Genomic DNA, 24,005 nt, shown 5'->3' on the forward strand with positions numbered 1-24,005 from the left:
GAAACAAAAAAAACGCCTTAGGCCGCCTTGAGCGAGAATGTTCGTAAAATAGATGCAAATCAAGTACTCCCAAAACGAATATTTTGAAACATTCATTAACCATGCAAAGTTGTACTTTGTACAACTTTACGCAAGCTAATCCATGTTTTCCAGGCGAATGTTGCATAAAATACATCAATTTCAGCCAAAAGTAGCTCTATAGCAGGGAAATAGGTTAAATTGTTGCACCAAATACAACAATCCTTAGCCTACCCATAAGAAACCAAGGAAATTGTTGTACGTTGTACAACTTGCCTTCCTATTTTCCCAAATCTCATGGCCCTTAGGTCCATTCAGCTTCAAAGAAAAACCTAGTCACCTCCCCATCCGAAAACATGCAAATATCCACATTCTCACTCGGCTCAGCTAAACATGCTAAATAGGGGGTAAGCTTCACCTTACCCCTTAACTTAATAAGAGCAGCAATCCCTAGTGGGAATGCTGCTCTTTTTTCAGTTACACAAGTTCCTTCAAAGCCTCTAAAGCCGCATCATAATTCGGATGCTCCTTCATTTCCGTTAAATACTCCACATAACGAACCGTATTGTTCTCATCCAAGATGAATATCGCACGCTGATCGAGCTGAATCTCTTTAATCAAAACGCCATACGCTTGGCCGAATGCGCGGCTTTTATAATCAGATAAGGTTACAACTTTATCAATGCCTGCAGCCCCGCAGAAACGACTCAGCGCAAAAGGAAGATCCACCGAGATTGTCAAAATGACGACATTATCTCCTAGCTTATCTGCTTCCACATTGAAACGACGCGTCTGTGCATCGCATGTACCTGTGTCCACGGAAGGTACCACCGAAATCAGCTTCACTTTACCTGCATAATCGGATAGGCTTACCTCTGTCATCAAATCCTTATTAACCTTAAAATCTGGCGCTTGATCCCCTACCTTGATCTCCGGTCCCAGCAAAGTAACTGGATTCCCTCCTACCGTTGCTACCCCTGTGCGTTCTTGTACCTGTGTCATATTCGTATTCCTCCTGTGATTTTATATGTTTTCACACATTAGATTCGTTGCTTTATGCTTTCTCAATTACCGCTTTCAGCTTCTCTTTGGGTTGTACCCCAACCATCTGATCAACCAATTGACCATTCTTGAATACGAGCAGTGTAGGGATACTCATGACGTTATATTTGGAAGCGGATTCTGGGTTATCATCCACGTTGATTTTTACGATCTTGGCTGCATTGCCGATCTCAGCTGATAGTTCATCTAGGATGGGAGCGATTATTTTACAAGGTCCGCACCAAGGGGCCCAAAAATCTACGAGTACAATACCCGCTTCAATTTCATTGTTAAATGTGGCATCGGAAATTTGTTTAACTGACATGGCTAATTCCTCCTAAAGGTTCTTTTATTTTAAAAGCATTAAGCATGCTGTTCGGAAAGATATCGTTCACAATCCAGCGCCGCCATACAACCGCTTCCCGCCGAAGTAATTGCTTGGCGATAAATGCGATCCTGCACATCCCCACAAGCAAATACGCCAGGGACAGTCGTTTGTGAGGTTCCGGGAATGACCTGCAAATATCCGAGCTCATCTGTTGGCAGTTGTCCGCCTAGGAAGCCAGTATTCGGTGTATGCCCAATCGCTAGGAAAATACCATCTGCCTCCAGCAGCTCTTCCTCTCCGGTTACATTATTGAGCACCTTAAGTCCCGTTACTCCGAGAGGGCCAGCTACGACTTCAAGCGGTGTCCGATTGAGGCTCCAAGCCACTTTTTGATTGCCGCGGGCGTGATCCTGCATGATTTTCGATGCTTTCAGATCGTCACGACGATGCACAACGCGCACTTCGGAAGCGAATCGAGTCAAGAACTGCGCCTCTTCCATCGCTGTATCCCCGCCGCCAATCACGATAATTTTCTTATTTCTAAAGAAAAATCCATCACAAGTTGCACAGGTGCTAACGCCTTTCCCAATATTGTCGGATTCACCGGTGATGCCTAGTTTCTTAGCCGTTGCTCCTGTGGAAATGATCAGCGAATCCGCCGTCAATTGAGCCCCGTCCTCTAAGAACAAGGTAAATGGACGTTTGGACATATCGACTTCTGTGACCCGGCCTGACTGAATCGTAGCGCCAAAACGCAACGCCTGTTTACGCATATTGTCCATCAACTCTGGTCCCGTGATGCCATCCGGGAATCCTGGGAAATTGTCTACTTCTGTAGTGGTAGTTAATTGGCCTCCAGGCTGTATACCTTCTATGACTAAAGGCGACATGTTCGCCCTTGCAAGGTAAATCGCTGCGGTTAACCCCGCTGGTCCAGTTCCGATAATGATCGCTTTGTGATGCATAGGAACGCCTCCTTTGATGCTGCATGTTAATTGTATGATTTCATTTGTTTGTTAGCAATTTAATTTGAAACAACTTTATGAATGAATCATACCAATTCCATTCAACGTTGTCAACAATTAATTTGTGCACAATCTAAATTGTTTAAAATCTTTTCCGGTCCCTAAAAAAAGAAAAAGCCGCGACTAACGCTGTCGCAGCTTAAATTTTAGGTCGGGTCATATATGGCAGATTAAGTATTAACCAAACGTTCAGTTAGCGTTCAACTTGTCTTCAGCATTGATAGGCATAATGGGATACAGAACGAATCAAGCAGAACAAGAAGGGAGTAAATAATATGAACACAAAAAAAGCAGATTACAAATGGGTATGGGTGTCTTCCCTATTGATGATAAGCCTACTAGTCTACGTCACTATATATCCACCTGTTTCAAAAAACGAAAGCGAAAAAACCGTGGCCAAGGTCAATGGCGTCAGCATAAGCTCTACCCAGCTATACGAGGCAATGGTAGCTAGCGGTGGTGAGCAAACGCTCGATTCTTTGATAACTACCGAGCTTGTTAGCCAAGAGGGTCAAAAAGCGGGGATTCAAATCACAGATGCCGATTTGAATAGCGAGATTACATCCATCCAAAGCTCCTACTCCTCCGAGGATGAGTTCCAGCAAGCACTTACTTCCTATGGAATGACACTTGACGATTTGAAAAATAATCTAAAAACCCAGGTTCTTCTGAAAAAGATTTTAGCACCTCAAGTAACCGTTTCCGATGACGAAATCAAACAGTACTATGATGATAATCTTGAATCCTTGAAGGTGCCTGAGCAGGTGCAGGCTTCTCATATCTCCGTTGCAACCAAGGAAGAAGCCGATGCCATCTTGGCCGAACTGAAAAATGGGGGAGATTTCGCAACCCTGGCGAAGGAGAAATCAGTAGACACCGCTACAAAAGACAAGGGAGGAGAGCTAGGCTATTTCTCCAGTGGAAAAAAGGAGCAAGCTGTTGAAACCTCGGCGTGCGCTTTAGATGTGGGTGCGATTAGTAAAGCTGTACAAACAAGCACCGGGTACGACATCATTAAAGTAACCGACCACAAAGCAGCCTCGACTCCTACATTGGATGAGAAGAAAGAGGAGATTAAACAAACGTTAACAGACCAAAAAATAACAGCCTTATCTTCGACCTGGCTGGAACAAAAGAAATCTGAATCCACTGTCGAGAACTATCTAACCAAAAACGCATAATCCTCTAAAAAAGAACTCCTTAGCCTTGTACTATCTAGGCTAAGGAGTTTTCACTTTGTGCGGCTTATTTAAGGCGTCCGGTTTTGCATCTCATCAAGACTCTTGAACTGGTAGCCCTTACTCTTCGCATCGTCAATGATTCTGGCCAGTGCCTCCATATTATCCTTGGACACCGAATGGAGCAAAATGACAGCACCTGGATGCAGCTGCGCCATCACATTTTTGTACGCATATTCCCAGCCCTTCTGACGCTTTGGCTCCCAATCGCGGTAAGCGACGGACCAAAATACGTTCGTATAGCCAAGCCCCTGACTAACGGCTAACGATTGGCTATTAAATATCCCCCGCGGCGCGCGCAGATAGCGCATTTCCTTTTGTCCAGTGAGCGTGCTGACCTCATCTTTCACTTGATTCAGTTCTTTCTGGATGCGTTCTGCAGATATTTGACTCATATCCGGATGGCTCCAAGAATGGTTGCCGATCAAGTGGCCTTCCTGGGCCATCCGCTTCAGCAGTTCAGGCTCCGTCTTGATATAATGCCCCGTCACGAAGAAGATCGCAGGTACCTGTTTCTCTTTCAGCACATCCAAAATCTTGCCGGTATAGCCCTGCTCATAACCATTATCGAAGGTTAAGTACAATTCCTTGACTGCTGGATCTCCTGTGAAAATAGCCCCTCGCTGCTTCAAAAGAGCTTTGAAGCCTTCTTCATCAATCGACGGGGGCTGCCCGTTTACGCTTTTCTTAAACCCAAAGTGATAAGTGCCATCGGCAGACGCTATCGTCGCTTGCCCTAGCAGCATGGCGAGAACGATCGTCAGAATTCGCATGTATTTCACGGTTGAAGATTCACTCCTTGCCTTCTGTGGATTGGTTCAGTCAACAAGACTGTTACTAATATGCCACATGTTAGACGGAGATTATGTGTTCTTTTTCAATCTATTACTTTCCCAAAAGCGTCCACAATGTCAGCCCGAAAAGCATGTCCGATTAGCTTCTGAATTTCAGCGTACGCTTCTCTCGGCGACGTGGCTTGTCGGTATGACCGCAGCGTCGTCATGGCGAGGAACACTTCCACTAAGCCGAGCATCTGCGAAAGGAGCGGTATCTGATCGCCAGCGAGACGGTAAGGATAGCCAGTGCCATCTACTTTTTCATGATGATAAAGGAACGCTTTCTCGACCTCTTGAAAATCCGGGATACCCTCGCATAATTCTTTCGCCATAAAGCAGTGCTCCTGTACCACTTCGAACTCAAACTCTGTCAATTTCCCTTCTTTTTCAAACATATAATCCGGAAGCTTGACCCTGCTTACAAAATGCAAAAGTGACAATAAATCAATCTCCCAATCCTGCACATGCCAGCTTCCGTATTCTTTCACAAGTGCTTTGAGCAGAACACTCATTTCACCGATTTCTTTACGCGACGTTTGTGTTTTCCGTTCTCCTACTGGGATGAAACATTGCAAGATGTTAATCACTTGCTGTTTTTGCTGCTGGAAAGCGGCTGCCTCCACGCGCAATTTATGTTGATTAAAGGCAATAATAATAATCCCGCCTAAGATCACGCAGCCTAATGCATATACACCTTTTGTCGTTGCCATAATAATGGGAGAGAACCCGTCGTTATTCCCATACGTGGGACCAAAAATTTGAAAGAGTAAGAAATACAGTGAAAAAATGATTGAACCAACTACATACACCCTAAATTCCACCAATAAACTGAGCATAACAGGGAAAAAGATAAGAGCAACCCACATCTGCTGCATAGCCACAGGGTTGTATAAAGTAATAACAACAATCACTAAGAATAGTAATGATGGGGTTATCAGATTCGTATATGGACTGTCTTTCGACATACTTTTCTGAATCGCATACATCCCCCAGGCAAAAAAGGTAACCGTAAAAGAGGTCATCATATACAACCTAGATTCGGAGTTACCGCTAACTAACCAGTATGATAAGCCACTCAGTGCACAAATAGAGGACATACTACCAATGATAGCCATCAATAGTTGATGGACAGGCAGTTGGCCGAATCTTAGTAAATTCATCATAGTGGACTCCTTCTTGTATCCGCTTTATCGTTGTTGTTTTCCTTCGGATGGAAAATAGAGGCACCTTTCATGACATTCTCAATGGTGGATAGAATCACTTCAGGACTCGTATCTTTCATCAAATAACCGTCAATCCCCGCGTTAAAAGCCCGATAAATATCCTCACTCTCATCAACAGCCGTTAAAATGATAATTTTCATCTGCGGATACATATGCTTAAGGGTCTTAGCCCCTTCAATAATTGAAGTACCGGGCATCTTCAGATCCGTTAAAAGAAGATCGGGCACTAACGCTAACGATTGAGAAATAGCTTCATTTCCGTTCGCAGCCTCACCCGTAACCTCGTAACCTCTACAACTTTTAAGCAAAATATGAAGACCTTCTCTTACGATACAATGGTCATCGGCAATGACTACTTTATACATAGGCGATACTCCTTTCACGTGGGATATAGGCTGTAATCGTTGTACCCATGACAGCTTCGGATTGAAAGGAAATCGCTCCATTCAAGGCTTTAATCCGATTCTCCATGCCTCTCAGCCCAAATCGCCCCTGCTCGTACACCTCGGATATCTGCATTCCGATCCCATCATCCTTAATGGTAATCGACCATTGTACACTCGTGACTTCAATCCTCACATGGATATGTTTGGCTTTGGCATGTTTAATGACGTTGTTGGCTGCTTCCTCTACCAAGTGATAAATTGCTTCTTCGATATCAAGCTGCTCATGCGCTGCCCAACCAATGTTCTCAAAGATCGGCACCACCTCGGTATGTTCAGTAACACGGTGCAGCAGCTTCTCAATGGCACTATGGAGATTGAATTTCCTCTTCTCATCCTTTAACTCGATGATGAATTGACGAATGTTACGATGACTTTCTTTCACTTTTTTCTCGATCTCCGTCACATAAGGAAGCGTCTCCTCGCGAACATCCGGGGGAAGCGCATTTTTCAATTGAAACAGCTGAATAGAGATAAAGAAAAGCTCCTGAGCGATACCATCATGAATATTTTGAGCAATAGCATCGCGTTCGAGAGCGACAGCCGTTTCTTGAGCATCTAGCAATTCCTCGTTGACGAATTGGAAAGCTTCCAGCTTCATAAGGATAAATTGCATATAAATTTTGTGTAAAATAGACAATTCGTTCTTGCCTGATTTAACAAGCAGCCAACCATATTTTTGCCCACTACGGTCCAGAAGGACTTGGACGTAATATGGCACAACTTCACCTGTAGGCGATGGTAATTGGGTGTAGATCTTCTGGCTATTCAGCCTATTCTGTTTCATATAATTCATAAAATACGTATGCTTCCAACTTTGAACTTTTTCGTAACGACCGACGCTTTCCACGCAAAGGATAACTTCCCGATCATCTAAAACTCGCTGAAGCAGTTCCTCTACATAGGATATCGTTCCTTGCTTCATCGTCTGTACGGTCATGTGACGAGAAGAATAAATCATGACTAACTTACGGAATTGCTTTCGTACATTTTGCATAACAAAGTGAACTAGACTTACTAGGCAAAAGAATGCGCATACGATAAATCCGTAATCAAAATGAGCCAGCACATATTTATATATGACTACACCTGATGTCATAGCAAACAGAATCGGGATACCGGCCACATAAAACAAGATGATCGGATAGTATTGTCTCCAGCTTACAAATGACTTGACCATCCAGAGACCTGTAAAACTATACATTAAGAACGGACTGGAAAGGCCGCCCGTCAGCCCAAGCAAATAAATCCCAAAGCCTAAATCCGCGATAGCGGCTATGATCGCCACTTTTCTACGCATTTTATTTAGCTGCAATAGACTGTATATCGTCTGAAAAAGAACTGCAGCCAACAGCAGTCCGGGCGTTACACCGCCACTTTTTGAATAAAGGATGAGCCCGGACAACAGTAATGCCCATCTACAGCCAAAAATTAAATATAAGCCCGTTCTGTTATGTAAGGACATGCCTGAATTCTCCTAAACTTTATGAATTCTTAATGGTCTTTTGTCATACTTTGTTATACAATGAAGCCAATTGACTAACATAGGTAAATAGTAATAGGCATTTGGTACTATTTTAGTATAACATAGCTGAGATCTTTTTGGAGGGAACCCGCTTGGTTAATATGATTATCCTTGATGATCACCCGCTTGTTCGCAAAGGAATTCGCACGGTTGTATCATCCGGCCAATCGATGAATGTTGTTGGGGAAGCTGCGAATGCGAAGGAGGCTCTACGGCTCCTTGAGCAGACAAAGCCTGATCTTGTACTCGTTGATTTAAATTTGGGGAATGAAAATGGACTGGACTTGATTCGAGAGGCTCGACGGTCGGGACATACTTGCAAATATATTATTTTAACCTCATCGGTAACTCGAAGTGAGCTTCAATTAGCGCAAGCTTTACAGGTTGAAGGCATCTGTTTGAAAGAAGCATTTCCCGAAGATTTACTATATGCCGTCGAAAGCGTTGCCCGTGGTCGTAAATACTATGATCCTGTCCTCATGGGATCCATGATGGGCGATAAATCTCATAGCGAAGAGCAGGAGCTCTCCGAACTAACCCCCAAAGAGCTAGAAGTTCTTATGTCTCTTGGCAAAGGACTTTCTAATAAGGAAATCGCCAGCTCCCTGTACATTACAGAGTTTACGGTGAAAAAGCATGTGAGTCAGGTGTTAGCCAAATTAGTTTTAGCTGATCGCACACAAGCCGCCTTATATGCCCTATCCAAAGGACTCGTGCAATTCGAAATGCAGCGATAAATACAAGGAAAGATCCGTCGGGATAACCCGTCGGATCTTTTTGCCTTATAGGTCAAGCGGTTCCGCGATCCTGTGCATAGGAAGCAATGAGAAGACCGCATAACCCTTCACATCTTTGATATGAACAGGCCCTAATGAAGGATCCCGACTGTCCTTGCTCTCACCCAAATTCCGATTATCTCCGACAACGAACAAGTGTCCGCTCGGAATCGTCTGCATAGCCATATCTTCCGACTTCCCAGCTGTATATAGCTCAGGCAGCGGTGTTTCGTTCACGAAGATAACACCATCACGAATGAGAACGCGATCCCCTTGAACAGCGATAACCCGTTTGATAATGCTAAAGCCTAGTCGCTCATCCTTAATAACGACGACATCTCCATATTTGGGCGTTGAAAAGAACAACGATATTTTATTCATCAGCAGCACATTGCCGTTCTGTAACGAAGGATTCATGGAATTACCCGAAACTTTCGTAAGGCCAATCATGTTATTAATCAAAATAAAGGCTAGTGTCAGGAGTAGAATGAATCGAATCCAACCCCAAACTTCACTTTTTTTCTTGATTGCAGGCTGTCTAAGCTCCGAGATTTCTTCCTTCATTTCTGCTCTCACCTCAATCTTTTAAGTCTAATTATTCTTGATTGTACGTGGCATGAACCACGGTTGCTGGTTTTGGTTGCTGCCCATAGACATCATCCGTTACTGTTGGTGGCTGCGGTGCAGGCACTGGCACTGGCACTAGTGGTTGATTAGGTCCTGCTGGTGCAGGCAGCGGTGCCGGTGCCCCTGGTGGCAGAACTAAGACAACTGGCGGGCTAGGTGTGAACACGAGTGCAGGCGGAACATAGCTGTTCGCTAAAGTATCCATCGCCCCCTGTGCACTATCCACAATCGCTTGGAGCTTATTCAAGATTTGCTGACGATCTTGTGCTGTCTTGATATCCGTACTGGCGAGCAAAGATTGCGCATACTGTCCAAGAGCCTGAAGACGAATTCGCTTCTGCTCCTCCGTGAATGATTCCAAACTTCTAGAAGATGCTTCGAGTCGAAGCTGCAATTCTTTCTTCAACAGTTCCTTCTGCGTTTCGGTCTCTGACTTCATCGATTGATCCAAGCCTTGGATAACTTGCTCTGTTTTCTTATTGAACCAAGCTGCCATGGAGCCCGCAATATCAATATCCGCATAGGAAATTCCGACCGACGCCGTAAGTACAACAGTTAAAGAAACAATTCCAGCTGCGACAATCCGTTTGGATTTCAGGTTGCGTTGCTTTTCATTTCTGGTGACCATATGAATTCCTCCTTCTCCTCTTAGTGAATATAAAAGTAAGCTTGAGGCCCCGTCACCGGGGCCTGTTCGCCTATGTTATTATTTCAATCCGTTGATTACGATACTTTCCAACGCTGCTAAACCAGTAGTTTCAAGGGAAGCACCTTTATCCGTAATTGCTTTTTTGTTTGCTGTTTCTAGAGTATCAGCAAGTGTTTGAAGTTCTGCTAATTTAGCTGCGATTTTAGCAGCCAGGTTGTCTTTAATTTCTTGGGATGCAGCTGTTCTTTCAGCAGCAAGCAAAGTGTTCAGTTCTGCTTTCGTATCTTCGATTTTCTTAGTCAAAGTAGTCGCTGCTTGAGTTTGAGTTGTACCTACAGCAGTTTCCAGGCTTTTCACTGATGAAGTTCCTTGAGCGTTAACATCTTTTTTGATGTCAAATTTACCAGCTTCACCCAATCCCCATACAACACCATTGTTAAAATTGTTTGCTTCGTTTACAACATTGTTGTACTCGCCAGGCATGTTGCCTTTGATGCTTGCATTTTTACTGTCAATAGCATTCGAGTATGTGGTAACTTGACCATTGATGGAACCTTGTACACGAGCTGTTTCAGTTGTTCCAGCTGTTTTCACGTCATTAACTGCTGTGTTATTAATGGTGTTGTAGTCGGATACAAGCTTAGCTTTGTTGCTTTCTACATAACCGTATACATCACCGGCAACAAGTGCTTTTGTTGCTTTTGTTGCTGAGGAGTACCAGCTTTGAAGTTGGCCGCCAGCGTCTGTTGCTGCGAAAGCTGTACCCATACCTGCTACTAAACCTGTTGCAATAACACCAATTGCTAATTTACTTTTCAATGCTTTCATCATTCATCAATCTCCCTTAAAATAGTATATTGTTTCATTGCGCTCACCTGAAGTGAACCCAAAACTCACCATGACTGACTAGTTGCCCAGCTTCAACGTTAATCCTTGAATCGTATCCTGAGCCCATTGATCGATTTCACGGTCATTTGCACTTTTCGAAGCACTTACGTACTTGTCGAAATCTACTGCAGCACCAGTCTTAGCAAGCCCTGCCGCGCTTTTGATTTGACTACTATAGAATTGACTAGCCGCTTCTATGCTATCGATTGCATGATGACTAGTGTCATCTGCCATCTTCTTCAAGTTGGCATTTGCCTTAGATACCGATTCATTCGCTGATACACTAAAGGATTGAGATGCTTCGTCCAACCCTTGTTGGGCCATAGCATTCATTTCTTTCGTCCCCTGCTGGAAACTTGCTTTGTACCAATTTTGCAGAGGCGTACTTACATCAGAGTAGGCGTAAGCCGTACCCATAATGAGGAAAGTCGAGAGGCCGAGTGAAACAGTCATCACTTTGCGTTTCAAACGAATCATCGTGCTGCCCTGCCTCCTTCTTGTTCTAATCTCGCTTACAAACCTATTGTATCTCGCCATACGATTCGTGACTTCGTCCTTTAGAGTAATTTATACCTACTACTTTAGCAGTGTCTGGTGGTATACTTTCGTACCAGATGAAATGTAGTAAATAAGCTTTTACAACCAAGAAGCTGCACGATACAATGCTCCTATACACCTAATTCACTATAATGGGGGCTAGAATCTTGAATCTATTAGAAGTAAACTACCTTGCCGTACTTGTTGCGACAATAAGCACCATGATACTTGGATTCCTGTGGTATTCACCGGTCTTATTCGGAAACGCATGGGTCAAACTGCGAAATATGAAAATGGAAGAGATGAAAGGCGGAGGCCCCATCACTTACGTCCTCACGGCACTAACTGCATTAGGGGGCGCCTTTATCCTGGCACTTCTCTTGACGCTTGGCAGTGAGACAACTTGGTTAACAGGGCTTACGATTGGGCTGCTTATCGGTCTAAGCATTTCGCTGAAAATCGGGATGAATTATTTGTTTGAGAATAGCAAACTGCAGTTGTATTTCATCACCATCGGCTACCACTTGGTATCCTACTTGATTGCTGGCATTATCATTGGAGCCTGGCAGTCCTAATATTGTTGGGATAGACTCACAATTCCGCTCAAATAGCCACTTTCTTCGCAAATAGAAGCTCCCAAAGACTCTTATTTCTGTGAGTAGCTAGCTTTTCACCATTCAACGACAAATAAGAGCCTCTAAAGGCTCTTATTCCGCTCAATTAGCCACTTTCTTCGCAAATAGAAGCTCATAAAGACTCTTATTTCTGTGAGTAGCTATCTTTTCACCATTTCAACGACAAATAAGAGCCTCTAAAGGCTCTTATTCCGCTCAATTAACCACTTTCTTCGCAAATAGAAGCTCATAAAGACTCTTATTTCTGTGAGTAGCTATCTTTTCCCTTATGCGACAAATGGATATACGGCTGCCTCAAGGTCTAATTGACCTTTGGGACAGCCCCTTTTTTTCCCTCTAACGTGTTTCAAAATCGTCTAAATCGTTTATTCAGGTATATCCCCCCATTCCACTTGGCATTCACTCGAATATACTAGAGCACAAGATCTTTGGGGGTGGAGATAGTGCTTCAACTTAATGGAATCGTTGGCGGCAGCTCACCAATCTCGGTTGGCGCTGGGAAAACGATACTGCTGCAGCAAATATTTATTCGTGTGAAAAGTAAACAAAAGTTAATTTTGAGAGATATCAACTTCTTGTTTAACAACGAGGCTTTTGCTATCAAAATAGAGGCCGAACCCTCGACCGGCGTCTTTATAGCCAGAGGCGGAGCTGGTGATTTAACACCTCGTAAAGTGTTAGTTAATAATACAACTGGCGAGGATTTGCTTATATTCCTACTCGTAAGTGCCGTAAATAAAGCCAAGAACTCAAGATCCTTGAGTCGTTCAGACAGTTGGCACATGACCTTTGTGCGGCGCTAAGCATGATGACCAAATGTTTAATCAGTAGAAAAGAGGATACAATGAACCGGAAGCAAATGCTCCTGATCAGCACAATGGCCCTTACCCTAAGCATGGGGGGAACCACATGGATTGATCCTTTAAGAGCTAGTCCAATTGCAAATAAACAGAATACTGTTCCTATAAAAGAAGACCTGCTGCATGTACTGGGGCTATCCTCAGAGGAGGACATTTACATTGCCCAGTATAATGGGCTATCTCTTGCCGATATTGCCGAAGCCAACAAAGTTGATGTTCAGAAAGTCATTGAGCTTCAATTAGCCGAGTTAACCGAACAATTGAACTTACGGCTGTCCAGCGGCAGTATTACGCCTGAGCAATATGAAGCACAACGCACAGAATTACCTGAAATTATTATCAAAAGTGTATACGCCATGTGATAAACGACTCAGTCGTCCTTCATGGACAACCAAGGATGCAAACCGATTCATGGTTTGCATCCTTTTTTACAGTGCCAGCTAGTGGCTGGTTGGGCTTAAACATGAGCTGAAGTTGTATAACATACAACACTTTCGTTGGTTTCTGACTTAACGAGCTATCAATGTTGTATGTTGTGCAACATTTTAACCGCATTCATTCCTCGGAGCTATTTTAGGGAAAAATTGTTGTACTTCCTGCAACAATCGCGGAAAAAATGCGGATTAGCCAGCCTAATGTTGTACAAAATACAACCTCACTTTGAGCAAAAGGTATCCTAAGCATTTACACATCAATCTTGACTTACACTCCCATCCAAACGGACAGCATAAGCCATTTATCCTCTCCATTCTTAGCATGTTACGCATCGAGCTTGACCAAAACTCTCATCCAAAAGGAAACCGTTATCCGTTTATCATTCCTTCCGAAGTTACTGTTCCCTAAACCATCCCGCGCAAACGATCCGCAATAACTCTCATCATGCTTCGCAGCACATCAATATTCTGGAAACAAAAGGTCAGCACCAGATCCCGATGAAGCTGCAGCAGGACGGCAGCTTCCTTCGCTGTACAGTCAGCCGAGCGAGGACCGCTGTCGATAATCGCCATTTCACCGAAGAACGCACCTTCCTGTAGAACCGCGTACTCTTCACTGCCTCTATGCACACGTACGCTTCCTTCGATAATGCCATACATCGTATCTCCGAAATCACCTGCGCGGCAGATGACTTCTCCAGGTTGGTAGGCGACTTCTTCCACTCTTTGAGCGAGCCATAAGAAATCCTCTGGAGCTAGATGCACGAACAAATCTATTTTTTGCAGCACAAGGATCCGCCGTAAAATCACTTCGTCCTTCGTTAAGCCTTCTCTCAGCCTGGTTTCAGGCATTTGCAGGGCGGCTGCGACTTCCAAATGCCCTTGCTCTAGTTCAGACTTATCCGCTGACTGTCCCCGCTCCAATTCGGACCGCAGCCTGCGTGACAACAGTTTCATCATTTCAACCGCAATGCTGGTCTGATCGAACATCATATCATAGAAAACAGAGGAATCCAGTCGCCACAGAAGAACATCCTCCTCGGCTCGAATGGTTGCTGTTCGGGCTCCCTGAGTCAGAATCGCCATTTCACCGAAGCAATCTCCCCGCTTCAGCCCGCCCAGCAGCTGCCCGTTGCGATAAACGCCAGCTTGGCCTCCATCCATAATCATCAGGGAGTCACCCACATCCCCTTCCTGAATGATGATTGCCCCCTTCTGAACACTCAGCTTATGTAATCGCCGTGCAATAACAGATAGATCTCTGCTTGTCATCCCTTGGAACAGAGATACATGACGGAGCAAATGCACGCGATTCATCAGATCCGCGAGATCCTCATTCGGTGAAGTTCCCAACTTACTCACGTTGAGATGCTGTATCGCTTGCTTGAGCCAATCATCCCCTTTCGCAGATAACCAGTTCAAATGTTCGCTGAACGGCATGTCCGTTACTGAATTTCTCGCCACCGCACTTGAGCCTGACATGAATGTCGTCATTTCCGTACGTAGGCTTCCTCGCAGCGTTTGATCGATCACTTCTTCCGCATTAGCCTGCTGCCTGGAATCCCCTTCGGACCAGTCGATATAGACAGCCTGCATCGTTTTCTCTTCATAGATGAGCGATAACAACTGGAAGATGCGTCGACTGATCGCTGTTCGAATTTCTCTAATGATATTCTCGATGTCAGCGCAGCCCTCTATCCCAACTATGCTCGCCCCGTGTTCAGCAAACTGTTCATGCAGCTTTAACTCGTGAAGAATATAAGTCTCTACTTTATGGCTGTCCACAAAGGGCAGTCTCTTATGCATACGAAGCAGCGATTCCAAAATACGATCACGCATGTCATAGTTGGCAGCCTCGTAACAATCGAACAACATATCGAAGGCACTCTGCGTTGCGATTCGTTCGAATACGGCTGGTAAATATAAGCCAATTTCTCTCTGTTTCAAATAAGGCGCTAACCGCGGCAAAATATCTTGTTCATCATAAGCAGCAAGGGCCTGGGTGGCGTAGCGCCGGGTTTGGCTGTCTTTTAACATAGCAATAATCGGTTCAATTAACGGAGGTACATGAAGAATAGCCGCAGATTCTAAAGCGCGAATTCGAACCTGAGGACTGCTGTCTTGTAAAAGAGAAATCAGCGGTTTATAGAAATTTTTCACACGAATTTGTCCAAATAAAGCAGCCATCGCGATCCGTTCTTCTTCCTGCCCGCTTTCCATCATTTGCTTCAGTTTTCCGACGGCTCGAAACATACCCTCAATGCTATAATATTTGACCAATCCAGCAATGGCAGCTGCTTGTACTTCCACCGACTGATCTTCTAGATGAACAGTTATTTCGTCTACATATTCCTCTTTTGCATACGCTGCTAGCGCTAGTATTGCTTTCGCTTTCACCTGATTGTTTTCGGTTGCCGCCAAGGATTGCAGGATAGCTTCGAATCCGTCCGGCACCTTTTGCTCCACATAGGCCAATGCTTCTATACACATTTCAGGAATTGAATGATGCAGCAGTCCTTCCAAATGAGGTGTTAAGTCGAAGGAGTCCATCTCTCGCATAAGACCGAAGGCATACAAAGCTTGCTGCTTATCCGAGCTGGATAGCGCATCTATCAGGATTTGCCGACTGGCTGGGTCCATTAGATTGAGTTCAACCTTCTGAAGATCGTCTCCCCCTGTTTTGAGATTGGACAAGAGGGTATGCAAATATGCTTTCTTGACCTTTACCCCCGCAACAATCCCAATCATAAGCAAAACCAGCACAATATAACTCAGTTGTTCAGGAGCTAGCAGCCGCGTTACGATAAGTAAACAAATGGCCGCCAACCCTTTGGCCCCATTGCGGACAATGCCGTCTAGGAAGCTCTTCGCTCTGCCCCGCCATTCCAGTGGAACAGGAAACATGACTAATTGGCTCACTGACGAGTAGAGCGTATCGCCAACAACTTTATCGCTTCCCTTCACGATGACAGCCATAGCCAGTACAGGCAGCACTAAAATACCGAAGCTGCCGGCAATTAACGTAATCGGGAAAACTAGCAAGGCAGTCATCACGCCGAATCGCGTCAAAATGCGACTTGAAATAAACAATTGAACGAATAAAGCAATCAGTCCGGAGAACCCATAGAAGCTGCCCATAAATCCAGCCAAGGCCTCATTCTGTAAAGTCCCTCTCAGGATCACCTTGAATTGATAATCGATTAATGTGAGAGATAATACGAGTGCTGCGGATAAAACGGCGACATATTTCAGATGAGAAACGCTCGCGAATAAACCTGATTTCCGTTGTACGGCCTGCTTCGCCGTTGTTGTCCTAGGCTGTGCCGGTTTGGCTTCTATCGTTTCCTTTGCGAAACTTAATATCAAATAAACGGCCACCAAACCAAGCAGCTGTAAACCCGCATAAAAGTAAATCAGATTCGCCGTGCCTACGAGCGGAACGAGCGCTTTTAGCCCAAAACCGCTTAAAATCCCCCCCGTAATCCCCCCGCTCCCTACGATTCCGATCATCTGTTTCGCTTTCCTCTGATTCATCACGGATGTAGCGAACTGCCAGAAACAAACAATCATTAGGAAATTAAACACGTCATAGCCGATGTAGATAACGGGAAACACCCACCGCAGCTCAAGTCCCACACCAAACCTAGATACTAGAACCAGTACGGAGATAAGCGGTATTAAGATCTTCATGAGACTCTCCAACCGAACCTTCGGTGAGTATCGCTGAAAAAGAATTCCCGCCATAATCATGACAAGGGCCTGCGGTAAGTACATCAGGGACAAATAGGAATTATCAAACCGGCTTAAAAAAAGCGTATCTGCCGCTGTTCTCCCGATGGTTGAGGCTGAAACGACACAAAACAAATAAGCGAATAAGAGAAAAACTTTTCCATACTCTTGCTTATCTTCAGCGAATTTATGTAAGAAGGACTGATAGGTCTTACTAAACATCATACGGCTCATGATACACCTCATTTTAGAATCGACGCTTAAATACGCCTAATGAAATTGTACCAGAAGTCCTAGGATTAAATAACTAGTTTTATATAAAAAAGAGACAAAATCCGTCACAATATGACGAAGCATAACCAACTTCAATTGGCTAAAAACGCAAAGAAACCGCTCCAGCACCGGAACGGTTCTATGCGATGACGATTTCCTTTCAGATCATCTCTTTAAGGTGAAGAACTGAGCCCTATTCGGGGACTGATTTACTCCTTATTGGGATCTCTCATGCTCTTGCGTGCCACCCCTGTACGATAGGCAGCTTCAACAACAGCCTCCCTTACCTTTTCCACCACTTTCTGGTTAAAAACACTGGGGATAATGTAAGTCTCATTCAATTCTTCATCGGTTACTACGGATGCAATGGCCTTAGCAGCCGCGAGCTTCATTTCCTCATTAATCTCACTCGCCCTGCAATCCAAAGCACCGCGGAAAATACCGGGAAAGCAAAGAACGTTATTGATTTGATTCGGCTTATCAGATCTCCCTGTAGCCATCACTCTCACATATGGCTTGGCAAGCTCAGGATCGATCTCCGGCGTTGGGTTCGCCATCGCAAAGACAATGGGGTCCCTTGCCATGGATCGGACATCATCTACCGATAAAATGTTAGGAGCGGAAACGCCAATGAATACATCCGCCTGCTGGATAACGTCGGACAAGCTCCCTGCTTCCAAGTTCGGATTCGTCATCAGGGCAAACTCGGTCCAATGCGTATTATCGTACTGTGTATTTCGGTTAATGGCGCCATAGCGGTCCACCCCGATTAAGTTACGCACTCCGGCAGCAAGCAGCATCTTAGAACAAGCGATACCTGCCGCCCCAATGCCGTTAACAACAACTTTAATGTCCGACATTTGTTTGCCCGTTATTTTCAACGCATTCAACAAACCGGCCAGCAGCACGACCGCCGTTCCGTGTTGATCATCATGAAACACAGGAATATCGAGTTCACGCTTCAGCCGTTCTTCGATCTCAAAGCAGCGAGGCGACGATATGTCCTCTAGATTGATGCCTCCGAACGCCGGAGCTATCGCTTTGATGATGCTGACGATTTCGTCCGGGTCCTTCGTGTCAAGGCAGATGGGGAATGCATCCACGCCCGCGAATTGTTTGAACAGCATCGCCTTGCCTTCCATCACCGGCATCGCGGCCAATGGTCCGATGTCGCCAAGCCCAAGTACAGCCGTACCGTCGGATACCACCGCGATCATATTCCGTTTGATCGTCAGCAAATAGGCTTTGCTTGGCTCTTCCGCAATAGCGGTACAAATTTGCGCGACCCCAGGGGTGTACACCCGGGACAAATCATCACGGTTTTTGACTGGAATTTTCGAATTGATCTCAATCTTCCCGCCTAAGTGGACAAGGAAGGTCCGGTCGGATACGTGAATCACCTTTACACCGCTTAAACTTTGAAGAGACTCACCGATAAGTTGACTATGTGTTTGATCGAAAACATTCACAGTAATATCGCGGACTGTACTCGTGCGACTGGAAGAAATGACGTCTATGCCTACGATATCTCCTCCTGCCTTTTCTATGGTAGCCGCGATATCGCCGAGCGAGGTTAACTCTTTATCGATTTGAAGCCGAAAAATCATATAAGTCGATGCACCGCTTGGAACTGACATGTTCCTGTTCACTCCCTTTAATTTTGCTCTAATTGAGCCTTGCCTTCCAGCTTTTATTGCTTGCCTTCTAGCAGCTCAGCTCCCGCGATCCCCGGGTTTGTCATCTCATATGGATCGAGAATAATCTGCAGTTCCTCTTCCGTCAGAACATTGTAGATCAGACAAAGCTCTCTAACAGGCTTTCCTGTTAAAATGGCTTCACGCGCAATTCGCGCCACCACTTCGTAGCCGAGATGTGGATTAAGCGCCGTAATCACGCCTACACTTTGTTCTACATATTGTTTGCAGCGCTCCTCATTAGCTTCGATACCTTCCAAACAATGCACGCGGAATGCTTGGAATACTTGATTCATCATGCTAAGCGATTGCAATAAATTGAACACCAGCACAGGCTCCATCACATTAAGCTCAAGCTGTCCCGCCTCGGACGCCAGACAAATCGTATGATCGTTGCCGATGACCTGGAATGCTACTTGATTGACGACCTCAGCCATCACTGGATTCACCTTGCCCGGCATAATAGAAGAGCCCGGTTGGCGCGCAGGCAGCTGAATCTCCCCGAGCCCGGCGCGAGGTCCTGAAGCGAGCAATCGCAAGTCGTTGGCAATCTTGGACATATTGATCATGCACACCTTTAATGCAGACGACACTTCCGTGTAGGCATCCGTATTCTGAGTCGCATCCACCAGATGCTCGGCATTGATAAGCGGCAATCCACTCAGCTCGGCAAGCACTTCCACTACCCGTTTAATGTAGCGCGGGTCTGCATTTAGGCCAGTTCCAACGGCTGTTGCACCCATGTTGACTTCATATAAATGATCACGTGTTTGCTTAATCCGCTTAATATCGCGAGCCAGCACTCGACTATAGGCCTCGAATTCCTGTCCCAGTCGAATAGGTACGCCGTCCTGCAGATGGGTCCGGCCCATTTTGATAATACCGTCGAATTGAACGGCTTTGATGCAAAACGCCTCAAGCATCTCTTCCATCGTCACAAGCAGCTTCTCAATCTGAGAGAGTGTGGCAATATGAATCGCGGTCGGAAACGCATCATTGGTTGACTGAGCCATATTCACATGTGTATTGGGACTTACCGCAAAATAATCTCCCTTCGTACCCCCGAGCAGCTCGATAGCCCGATTGGCGATGACCTCGTTGGCATTCATGTTGATGGACGTACCTGCTCCGCCTTGTATCGGATCGACGATGAATTGATCGTGCCATTTACCATCTATAATTTCCTGTGCCGCTTGAACGACTGCATTCCCGATGCGAGGGTTCAACTGCCTGATCTCCATGTTCGCTACGGCTGCCGCTTTTTTCACAGTCGCCATCGCACGAATTAATTCTTCATGAATACGGTAACCTGTTATCGGGAAGTTTTCGACTGCACGCAATGTTTGAATTCCGTAATAAGCATCTATTGGCACTTCTTTTGAACCAAGAAAATCTTTTTCCACCCTTAACTGAGCTGTTGTCATTGTTATAACCCCCAAGTGATTTCAATTACGCAGCTTTCTTAACTGACTCTACATATTGCTTTCCTTTTTTCTTATCGTACTGCCCTTCCCACTTCGCCATAACAACCGCGGCAATCGAATTGCCGACCACATTGACTGCCGTACGGGCCATATCTAGAATACGGTCAATTCCTGCAATAAAAGCAAGTCCTTCGAGCGGAATCCCAACCGATCCCAGCGTAGCCAGCAGCACGATAAAAGATGCACCCGGTACACCAGCAATCCCTTTGGAAGTGAGCATCAGAGCAATCACCAAGGTGATCTGAGCGCTGATCGACATGTTAATGCCATACATTTGAGCAATAAATAGAGCAGCAATGGCTTGATACAGCGTAGAGCCGTCCAGGTTGAACGAATAGCCCGTAGGAATGACAAATGAGGTGATGGCCTTCGGTACACCGAATTTCTCCATTTTCTCCATCATCTTAGGCATTGCCGTTTCGGAGCTTGCTGTAGAGAAAGCGAGGATCAGCTCGTCTTTTAGAATGCGAATAATGGTCATTACACTAGTGCCGCAAAGCTTGGAGATCAAGCCTAGCACGACGAACACAAACAGGAACATCCCAAGGTACACAGCAAACACCAGCTTACCCAGTGGAACCAAAGAGCCTACCCCAAATTTCGATACCGTCACACCAATCAATCCGAAAACACCAAGCGGTGCGAATTTCATAATTTGGTTGGTCACCCAAAACATCGATTCTGAGAGTCCCTGAAAGAAGGATAGTACCGGCTTCCCTTTCTCACCGACTGCGGCAATTCCCAAGCCTAGAAATACCGAGAAGAAAATAATGGCGAGCATATCACCCGCGACAAGAGATTCAAACACGTTTCTCGGAACGATATTGACGAACGTATCAACGAAGCTGTGACTGGTCATCTTCTCCGTCGCATCGACGTACTTGCTAATATCCGTCTTTGCAAGCGCAGACATATTGACGCCCGCTCCAGGCTTCAACACATTGGCCACGACTAATCCAAAAATAATGGCGATCGTCGTTACGATTTCAAAATAAAGAATCGTCTTTCCGCCAAGCTTGCCAAGCCTTTTTATATCCCCAACGCCCGCTACTCCGACAACAAGCGAAGAAACGACGATGGGAACGACGATCATTTTAATTAAACGGATGAAAATATCGCCCAATGGCTTTAAGTAGCTCTCAACAGTTGGGTTTCCAAAAAATATAGCTCCTACGATAATCCCCAAGATGAGACCAAACAAAATTTGAAATGCTAATCCGAACTTTTTCATGATGATTCCCCCTTTTGTTAAGCGCTTTCTTTTTCATGAAAGCTTTTGGTAACGCTTTAATAGATTTCATCTTAATGGGGAATCTACAGAAAGCTAGATGAATCTACAAATTCTCTTTATAATTTTTTTCAAAAAATATAGGTGTATAAAAGCTAGCTATAGGTATAGAAGGAATAACGCAAACTATGTCGAATGACTTTTACTTCATGTGAGAAGGAGGGAAATAAGACACTTTGAAGGAAAAATGGTTCCTGCTCATACTTATGATCATTTCGGTTCCGATCGCAGGCGAGTTGAATTTCTATCCGTTTCAAGATGAGTTTCGGGTTAGTTTAGGCACCCCAACCTTCTTCCTTTTCCTGTTGTGGCTGCGGACTCCTTCGCCTCTTGTCTCAGGTCTTCTTGTCGGGATATCCGTTGCGCTCTTTCGCACAGGGCTTCAGGCGTTCCTTGGCTCGGATTGGAACTGGTCTGCTTCCTTTCATCATCATTACCCGGTATTCTTCTACTACCTGACCTATGGAATCGTCTTCACGGCAGTTCGTATGAACCGGTATCATAATCGGCCGCTTATTGTCGGCTTTCTCGGTGTTTCGATTGAAATCGCCGCGACGTCGGCAGAACTGCTGTTTCGATATACCTCCATCACCGAGATGGCTTCTCTTACCACCTGGAATCAGATTGCCTTAATTGCTTTTTTTCGCAGTTTTTTCGTGCTAGGAATTTTCAATATCGTGAAGTTGCGCCATTCGAGGGCAGCCGAAGAGCAGCAGCGCAAAGAAAACGAGAAGATGATCATGCTGATCTCCGAGCTGTATGAAGAATCTATTCAGTTGAAGAAAACGCTGCACAATGCGGAATATATAACGCGGGTTAGCTATGAACTATATCAGTCTTTAAAGGATGTGCATCTTCAGGGACTCGATGACCTGTCGCAAAAAGCGCTCCGAATCGCCGGTCAGGTTCATGAAATCAAAAAAGATAATCAACGGATTTACGCGGGGTTGTCCGGTTTAATTTCACATGATAGCGATTACTTACCCATAGATGAATTGGCCGGAATCGTCTTACGTTCTAATGAGAAATATGCCAGATCCCTCGGCAAGAAGATTGCATTCTCGCTGAACAACGATGGTGAATTCCCATTATGTCACGTGTATGCCACCTTATCCTTGCTTAACAACCTAGTGACTAATGCCGTTGAAGCCATTCGGGAGTCGGGCTATATCAGGATTAGCGTGATTCGAAACGGAGATGATATTGTTATCAGTGTAGTTGACAACGGTCCAGGTATTGCGCCTAAGCTTCATGATCGGATCTTCATGCCAGGGTTTACTACGAAATACGATGAATCCGGCACCCCTTCCACGGGTATAGGACTCGCTTACGTGAAACAAGAAACCGAGCAGCTTCATGGGACCATACGGGTTCAAACCGGCAATGACGGGGTTGGTGCTAATTTCATCATCACATTACCAGTGAGCCAGATCGGAAAGGAGGAATAGCATGATGCGATTTTTTATTATCGATGACGATCCGGCCGTGCGTTCCATGCTGGAGCATATTATCGAGGACGAGGATTTGGGAACTATCGTAGGTGAGGCCGCAGATGGGGCACACATTGACAGCGACCTGCTTGCCCTCAAGCAAGTGGATATCGTTCTTATCGATTTATTGATGCCTGATCGTGACGGCATAGAAACCGTTCGTGAGATTTCCGGTAACTTCGAAGGCAAAATCATCATGATTTCTCAAGTAGAGTCGAAGGAAATGATTGGGTTGGCTTATTCCTGCGGAATTGAGTATTACATCACGAAACCGATCAACCGATTGGAATTGATCGCTGTTATTCGTAAGGTTTCCGAGCTGCTTAGGCTGCACCAATCCATACGAAACATTCAGAAATCACTAAGTGCCATCGGCATTAACGGCGTCCTTACGGAGAAAGATTCGTCTTCCAGTGCAAAAACGATAGTAACAAGCGGGAATTATGTCTTATCGGACCTTGGATTAATCGGCGAGTCCGGCTGCAAGGACTTATTGGAGATGCTTGATTATTTGTATCGTACCGATATGAATCAACCGCTGGAGCTTAACTTTCCGCCGCTTCATGAAATTTTTCAAAAAGTCGCCGAGAAAAAATTAGCCCCCTCAGCCTCCGACAGCGATTTGAGAAAAGAAGTCAAGGCAGCCGAGCAGCGGGTACGACGGACTGTGAACCAAGCGCTAACAAACCTTGCCTCCCTTGGATTGCTTGATTATTCGAATCCGAAGTTTGAGGAATACTCGAATAAATTTTTTGACCTAAGCGATGTCCGCAAGAGAATGAGGGAACTGGAGAATAAGGAAGATGAATCTCAGAGTATCATCCGACAAAACACAAAAAAGTTTATTCAGGTGCTTTATTTGGAAGCTAAAAAATGGATTAGCCAACTGTGAGATTTCCGTATAATTTGACCCGGAATATTCAATCAGGGATTCAGCCGTCGATCGCAAAAAAAAATGGCAGAG

At 45.1% G+C, this 24,005-nt stretch carries 22 protein-coding genes; 7 read left to right on the top strand and 15 right to left on the bottom strand.

Features of this window, described 5'->3' with window-relative positions; translation table 11 throughout:
• Positions 1-495: 495 nt before the first annotated feature.
• From tpx to trxB, 3 genes are read right to left on the bottom strand one after another with little or no spacing between them, the layout of a single operon-like run.
• Complete coding sequence (gene tpx / locus ASG85_RS11430) at positions 496-1,020, bottom strand: thiol peroxidase (protein ID WP_060646289.1); 525 nt, start codon at positions 1,018-1,020, stop codon at positions 496-498.
• 52 nt (positions 1,021-1,072) lie between these two features.
• Positions 1,073-1,384, bottom strand: a complete 312-nt coding sequence (trxA, locus tag ASG85_RS11435) for a thioredoxin (RefSeq protein ID WP_060646290.1) — start codon at positions 1,382-1,384, stop codon at positions 1,073-1,075.
• 38 nt (positions 1,385-1,422) lie between these two features.
• Complete coding sequence (trxB, locus tag ASG85_RS11440) at positions 1,423-2,352, bottom strand: thioredoxin-disulfide reductase (RefSeq protein WP_060646291.1); 930 nt, start codon at positions 2,350-2,352, stop codon at positions 1,423-1,425.
• A gap of 335 nt (positions 2,353-2,687) precedes the next feature.
• Between trxB and ASG85_RS11445 the strand changes: the two genes are divergently transcribed.
• Positions 2,688-3,593, top strand: a complete 906-nt coding sequence (locus ASG85_RS11445; RefSeq protein ID WP_060646292.1) for a peptidylprolyl isomerase — start codon at positions 2,688-2,690, stop codon at positions 3,591-3,593.
• Positions 3,594-3,661: 68 nt separating this feature from the next.
• Here ASG85_RS11445 and pdaA read toward each other — a convergent pair whose 3' ends face one another.
• The 4 genes from pdaA to ASG85_RS11465 all read right to left on the bottom strand — a co-directional run bounded on the left by pdaA (position 3,662) and on the right by ASG85_RS11465 (position 7,617).
• Positions 3,662-4,396, bottom strand: coding sequence for a delta-lactam-biosynthetic de-N-acetylase (gene pdaA / locus ASG85_RS11450; protein ID WP_414858709.1), 735 nt, complete (start codon positions 4,394-4,396; stop codon positions 3,662-3,664).
• A gap of 131 nt (positions 4,397-4,527) precedes the next feature.
• Positions 4,528-5,649, bottom strand: coding sequence for an HD-GYP domain-containing protein (locus ASG85_RS11455; protein WP_082588054.1), 1,122 nt, complete (start codon positions 5,647-5,649; stop codon positions 4,528-4,530).
• A complete protein-coding gene (locus tag ASG85_RS11460; RefSeq protein ID WP_060646294.1) occupies positions 5,646-6,074 on the bottom strand; it encodes a response regulator transcription factor in 429 nt (142 codons plus the stop codon). Before ASG85_RS11460 ends, ASG85_RS11455 begins: the two co-directional genes overlap by 4 nt.
• The gene (locus tag ASG85_RS11465; RefSeq protein WP_060646295.1) at positions 6,067-7,617 is read right to left on the bottom strand and encodes a sensor histidine kinase; all 1,551 of its coding nucleotides are present in this window, start codon (positions 7,615-7,617) and stop codon (positions 6,067-6,069) included. Before ASG85_RS11465 ends, ASG85_RS11460 begins: the two co-directional genes overlap by 8 nt.
• 161 nt (positions 7,618-7,778) lie before the next feature.
• Here ASG85_RS11465 and ASG85_RS11470 point away from each other — a divergent pair, with 161 nt between their 5' ends.
• Positions 7,779-8,414, top strand: a complete 636-nt coding sequence (locus ASG85_RS11470) for a response regulator (protein WP_057302643.1) — start codon at positions 7,779-7,781, stop codon at positions 8,412-8,414.
• Between the two features lie 45 nt (positions 8,415-8,459).
• Here ASG85_RS11470 and lepB read toward each other — a convergent pair whose 3' ends face one another.
• The 4 genes from lepB to ASG85_RS11490 all read right to left on the bottom strand — a co-directional run bounded on the left by lepB (position 8,460) and on the right by ASG85_RS11490 (position 11,094).
• On the bottom strand, positions 8,460-9,017 hold the full coding sequence (gene lepB, locus ASG85_RS11475) for a signal peptidase I (protein ID WP_156389914.1): 558 nt from the start codon (positions 9,015-9,017) through the stop codon (positions 8,460-8,462).
• A 31-nt stretch (positions 9,018-9,048) separates the two neighbouring features.
• Positions 9,049-9,708: a hypothetical protein gene (locus ASG85_RS11480; RefSeq protein WP_060646296.1), complete on the bottom strand. Its 660-nt coding sequence runs from the start codon at positions 9,706-9,708 to the stop codon at positions 9,049-9,051.
• 78 nt (positions 9,709-9,786) lie between these two features.
• The gene (locus ASG85_RS11485) at positions 9,787-10,560 is read right to left on the bottom strand and encodes a hypothetical protein (RefSeq protein ID WP_060646297.1); all 774 of its coding nucleotides are present in this window, start codon (positions 10,558-10,560) and stop codon (positions 9,787-9,789) included.
• 75 nt (positions 10,561-10,635) lie between these two features.
• On the bottom strand, positions 10,636-11,094 hold the full coding sequence (locus tag ASG85_RS11490) for a hypothetical protein (RefSeq protein WP_060646298.1): 459 nt from the start codon (positions 11,092-11,094) through the stop codon (positions 10,636-10,638).
• A 227-nt stretch (positions 11,095-11,321) separates the two neighbouring features.
• Here ASG85_RS11490 and ASG85_RS11495 point away from each other — a divergent pair, with 227 nt between their 5' ends.
• From ASG85_RS11495 to ASG85_RS11505, 3 genes are all read left to right on the top strand, one after another.
• Positions 11,322-11,729 (top strand): DUF1761 domain-containing protein, encoded by a 408-nt coding sequence (locus ASG85_RS11495; protein ID WP_060646299.1) that lies wholly within the window; start codon positions 11,322-11,324, stop codon positions 11,727-11,729.
• Between the two features lie 503 nt (positions 11,730-12,232).
• Positions 12,233-12,592, top strand: coding sequence for a hypothetical protein (locus ASG85_RS11500; protein ID WP_057302588.1), 360 nt, complete (start codon positions 12,233-12,235; stop codon positions 12,590-12,592).
• Positions 12,593-12,633: 41 nt separating this feature from the next.
• Positions 12,634-13,011: a hypothetical protein gene (locus ASG85_RS11505; protein ID WP_060646300.1), complete on the top strand. Its 378-nt coding sequence runs from the start codon at positions 12,634-12,636 to the stop codon at positions 13,009-13,011.
• Positions 13,012-13,488: 477 nt separating this feature from the next.
• Here the strand turns inward: ASG85_RS11505 and ASG85_RS11510 are convergent, their stop codons facing one another.
• From ASG85_RS11510 to ASG85_RS11525, 4 genes are all read right to left on the bottom strand, one after another.
• Positions 13,489-17,046, bottom strand: coding sequence for an Npt1/Npt2 family nucleotide transporter (locus ASG85_RS11510; protein WP_060646301.1), 3,558 nt, complete (start codon positions 17,044-17,046; stop codon positions 13,489-13,491).
• Between the two features lie 248 nt (positions 17,047-17,294).
• A complete protein-coding gene (locus tag ASG85_RS11515) occupies positions 17,295-18,722 on the bottom strand; it encodes an NAD-dependent malic enzyme (protein ID WP_060646302.1) in 1,428 nt (475 codons plus the stop codon).
• A gap of 53 nt (positions 18,723-18,775) precedes the next feature.
• Positions 18,776-20,203 carry an aspartate ammonia-lyase gene (aspA, locus tag ASG85_RS11520; RefSeq protein WP_057302592.1) on the bottom strand — a complete coding sequence of 476 codons (1,428 nt, stop codon included), beginning with the start codon at positions 20,201-20,203 and terminating at the stop codon, positions 18,776-18,778.
• A gap of 25 nt (positions 20,204-20,228) precedes the next feature.
• Complete coding sequence (locus tag ASG85_RS11525; protein WP_057302593.1) at positions 20,229-21,494, bottom strand: cation:dicarboxylate symporter family transporter; 1,266 nt, start codon at positions 21,492-21,494, stop codon at positions 20,229-20,231.
• 233 nt (positions 21,495-21,727) lie between these two features.
• Between ASG85_RS11525 and ASG85_RS11530 the strand changes: the two genes are divergently transcribed.
• Positions 21,728-22,999: a sensor histidine kinase gene (locus ASG85_RS11530; protein WP_235550107.1), complete on the top strand. Its 1,272-nt coding sequence runs from the start codon at positions 21,728-21,730 to the stop codon at positions 22,997-22,999.
• A gap of 4 nt (positions 23,000-23,003) precedes the next feature.
• Positions 23,004-23,933 (top strand): DNA-binding domain-containing protein, encoded by a 930-nt coding sequence (locus tag ASG85_RS11535; RefSeq protein ID WP_060646334.1) that lies wholly within the window; start codon positions 23,004-23,006, stop codon positions 23,931-23,933.
• Positions 23,934-24,005 lie beyond the last annotated feature (72 nt).

It is taken from the genome of Paenibacillus sp. Soil724D2 (assembly GCF_001427935.1).
In the GTDB taxonomy this organism is placed as follows: domain Bacteria; phylum Bacillota; class Bacilli; order Paenibacillales; family NBRC-103111; genus Paenibacillus_E.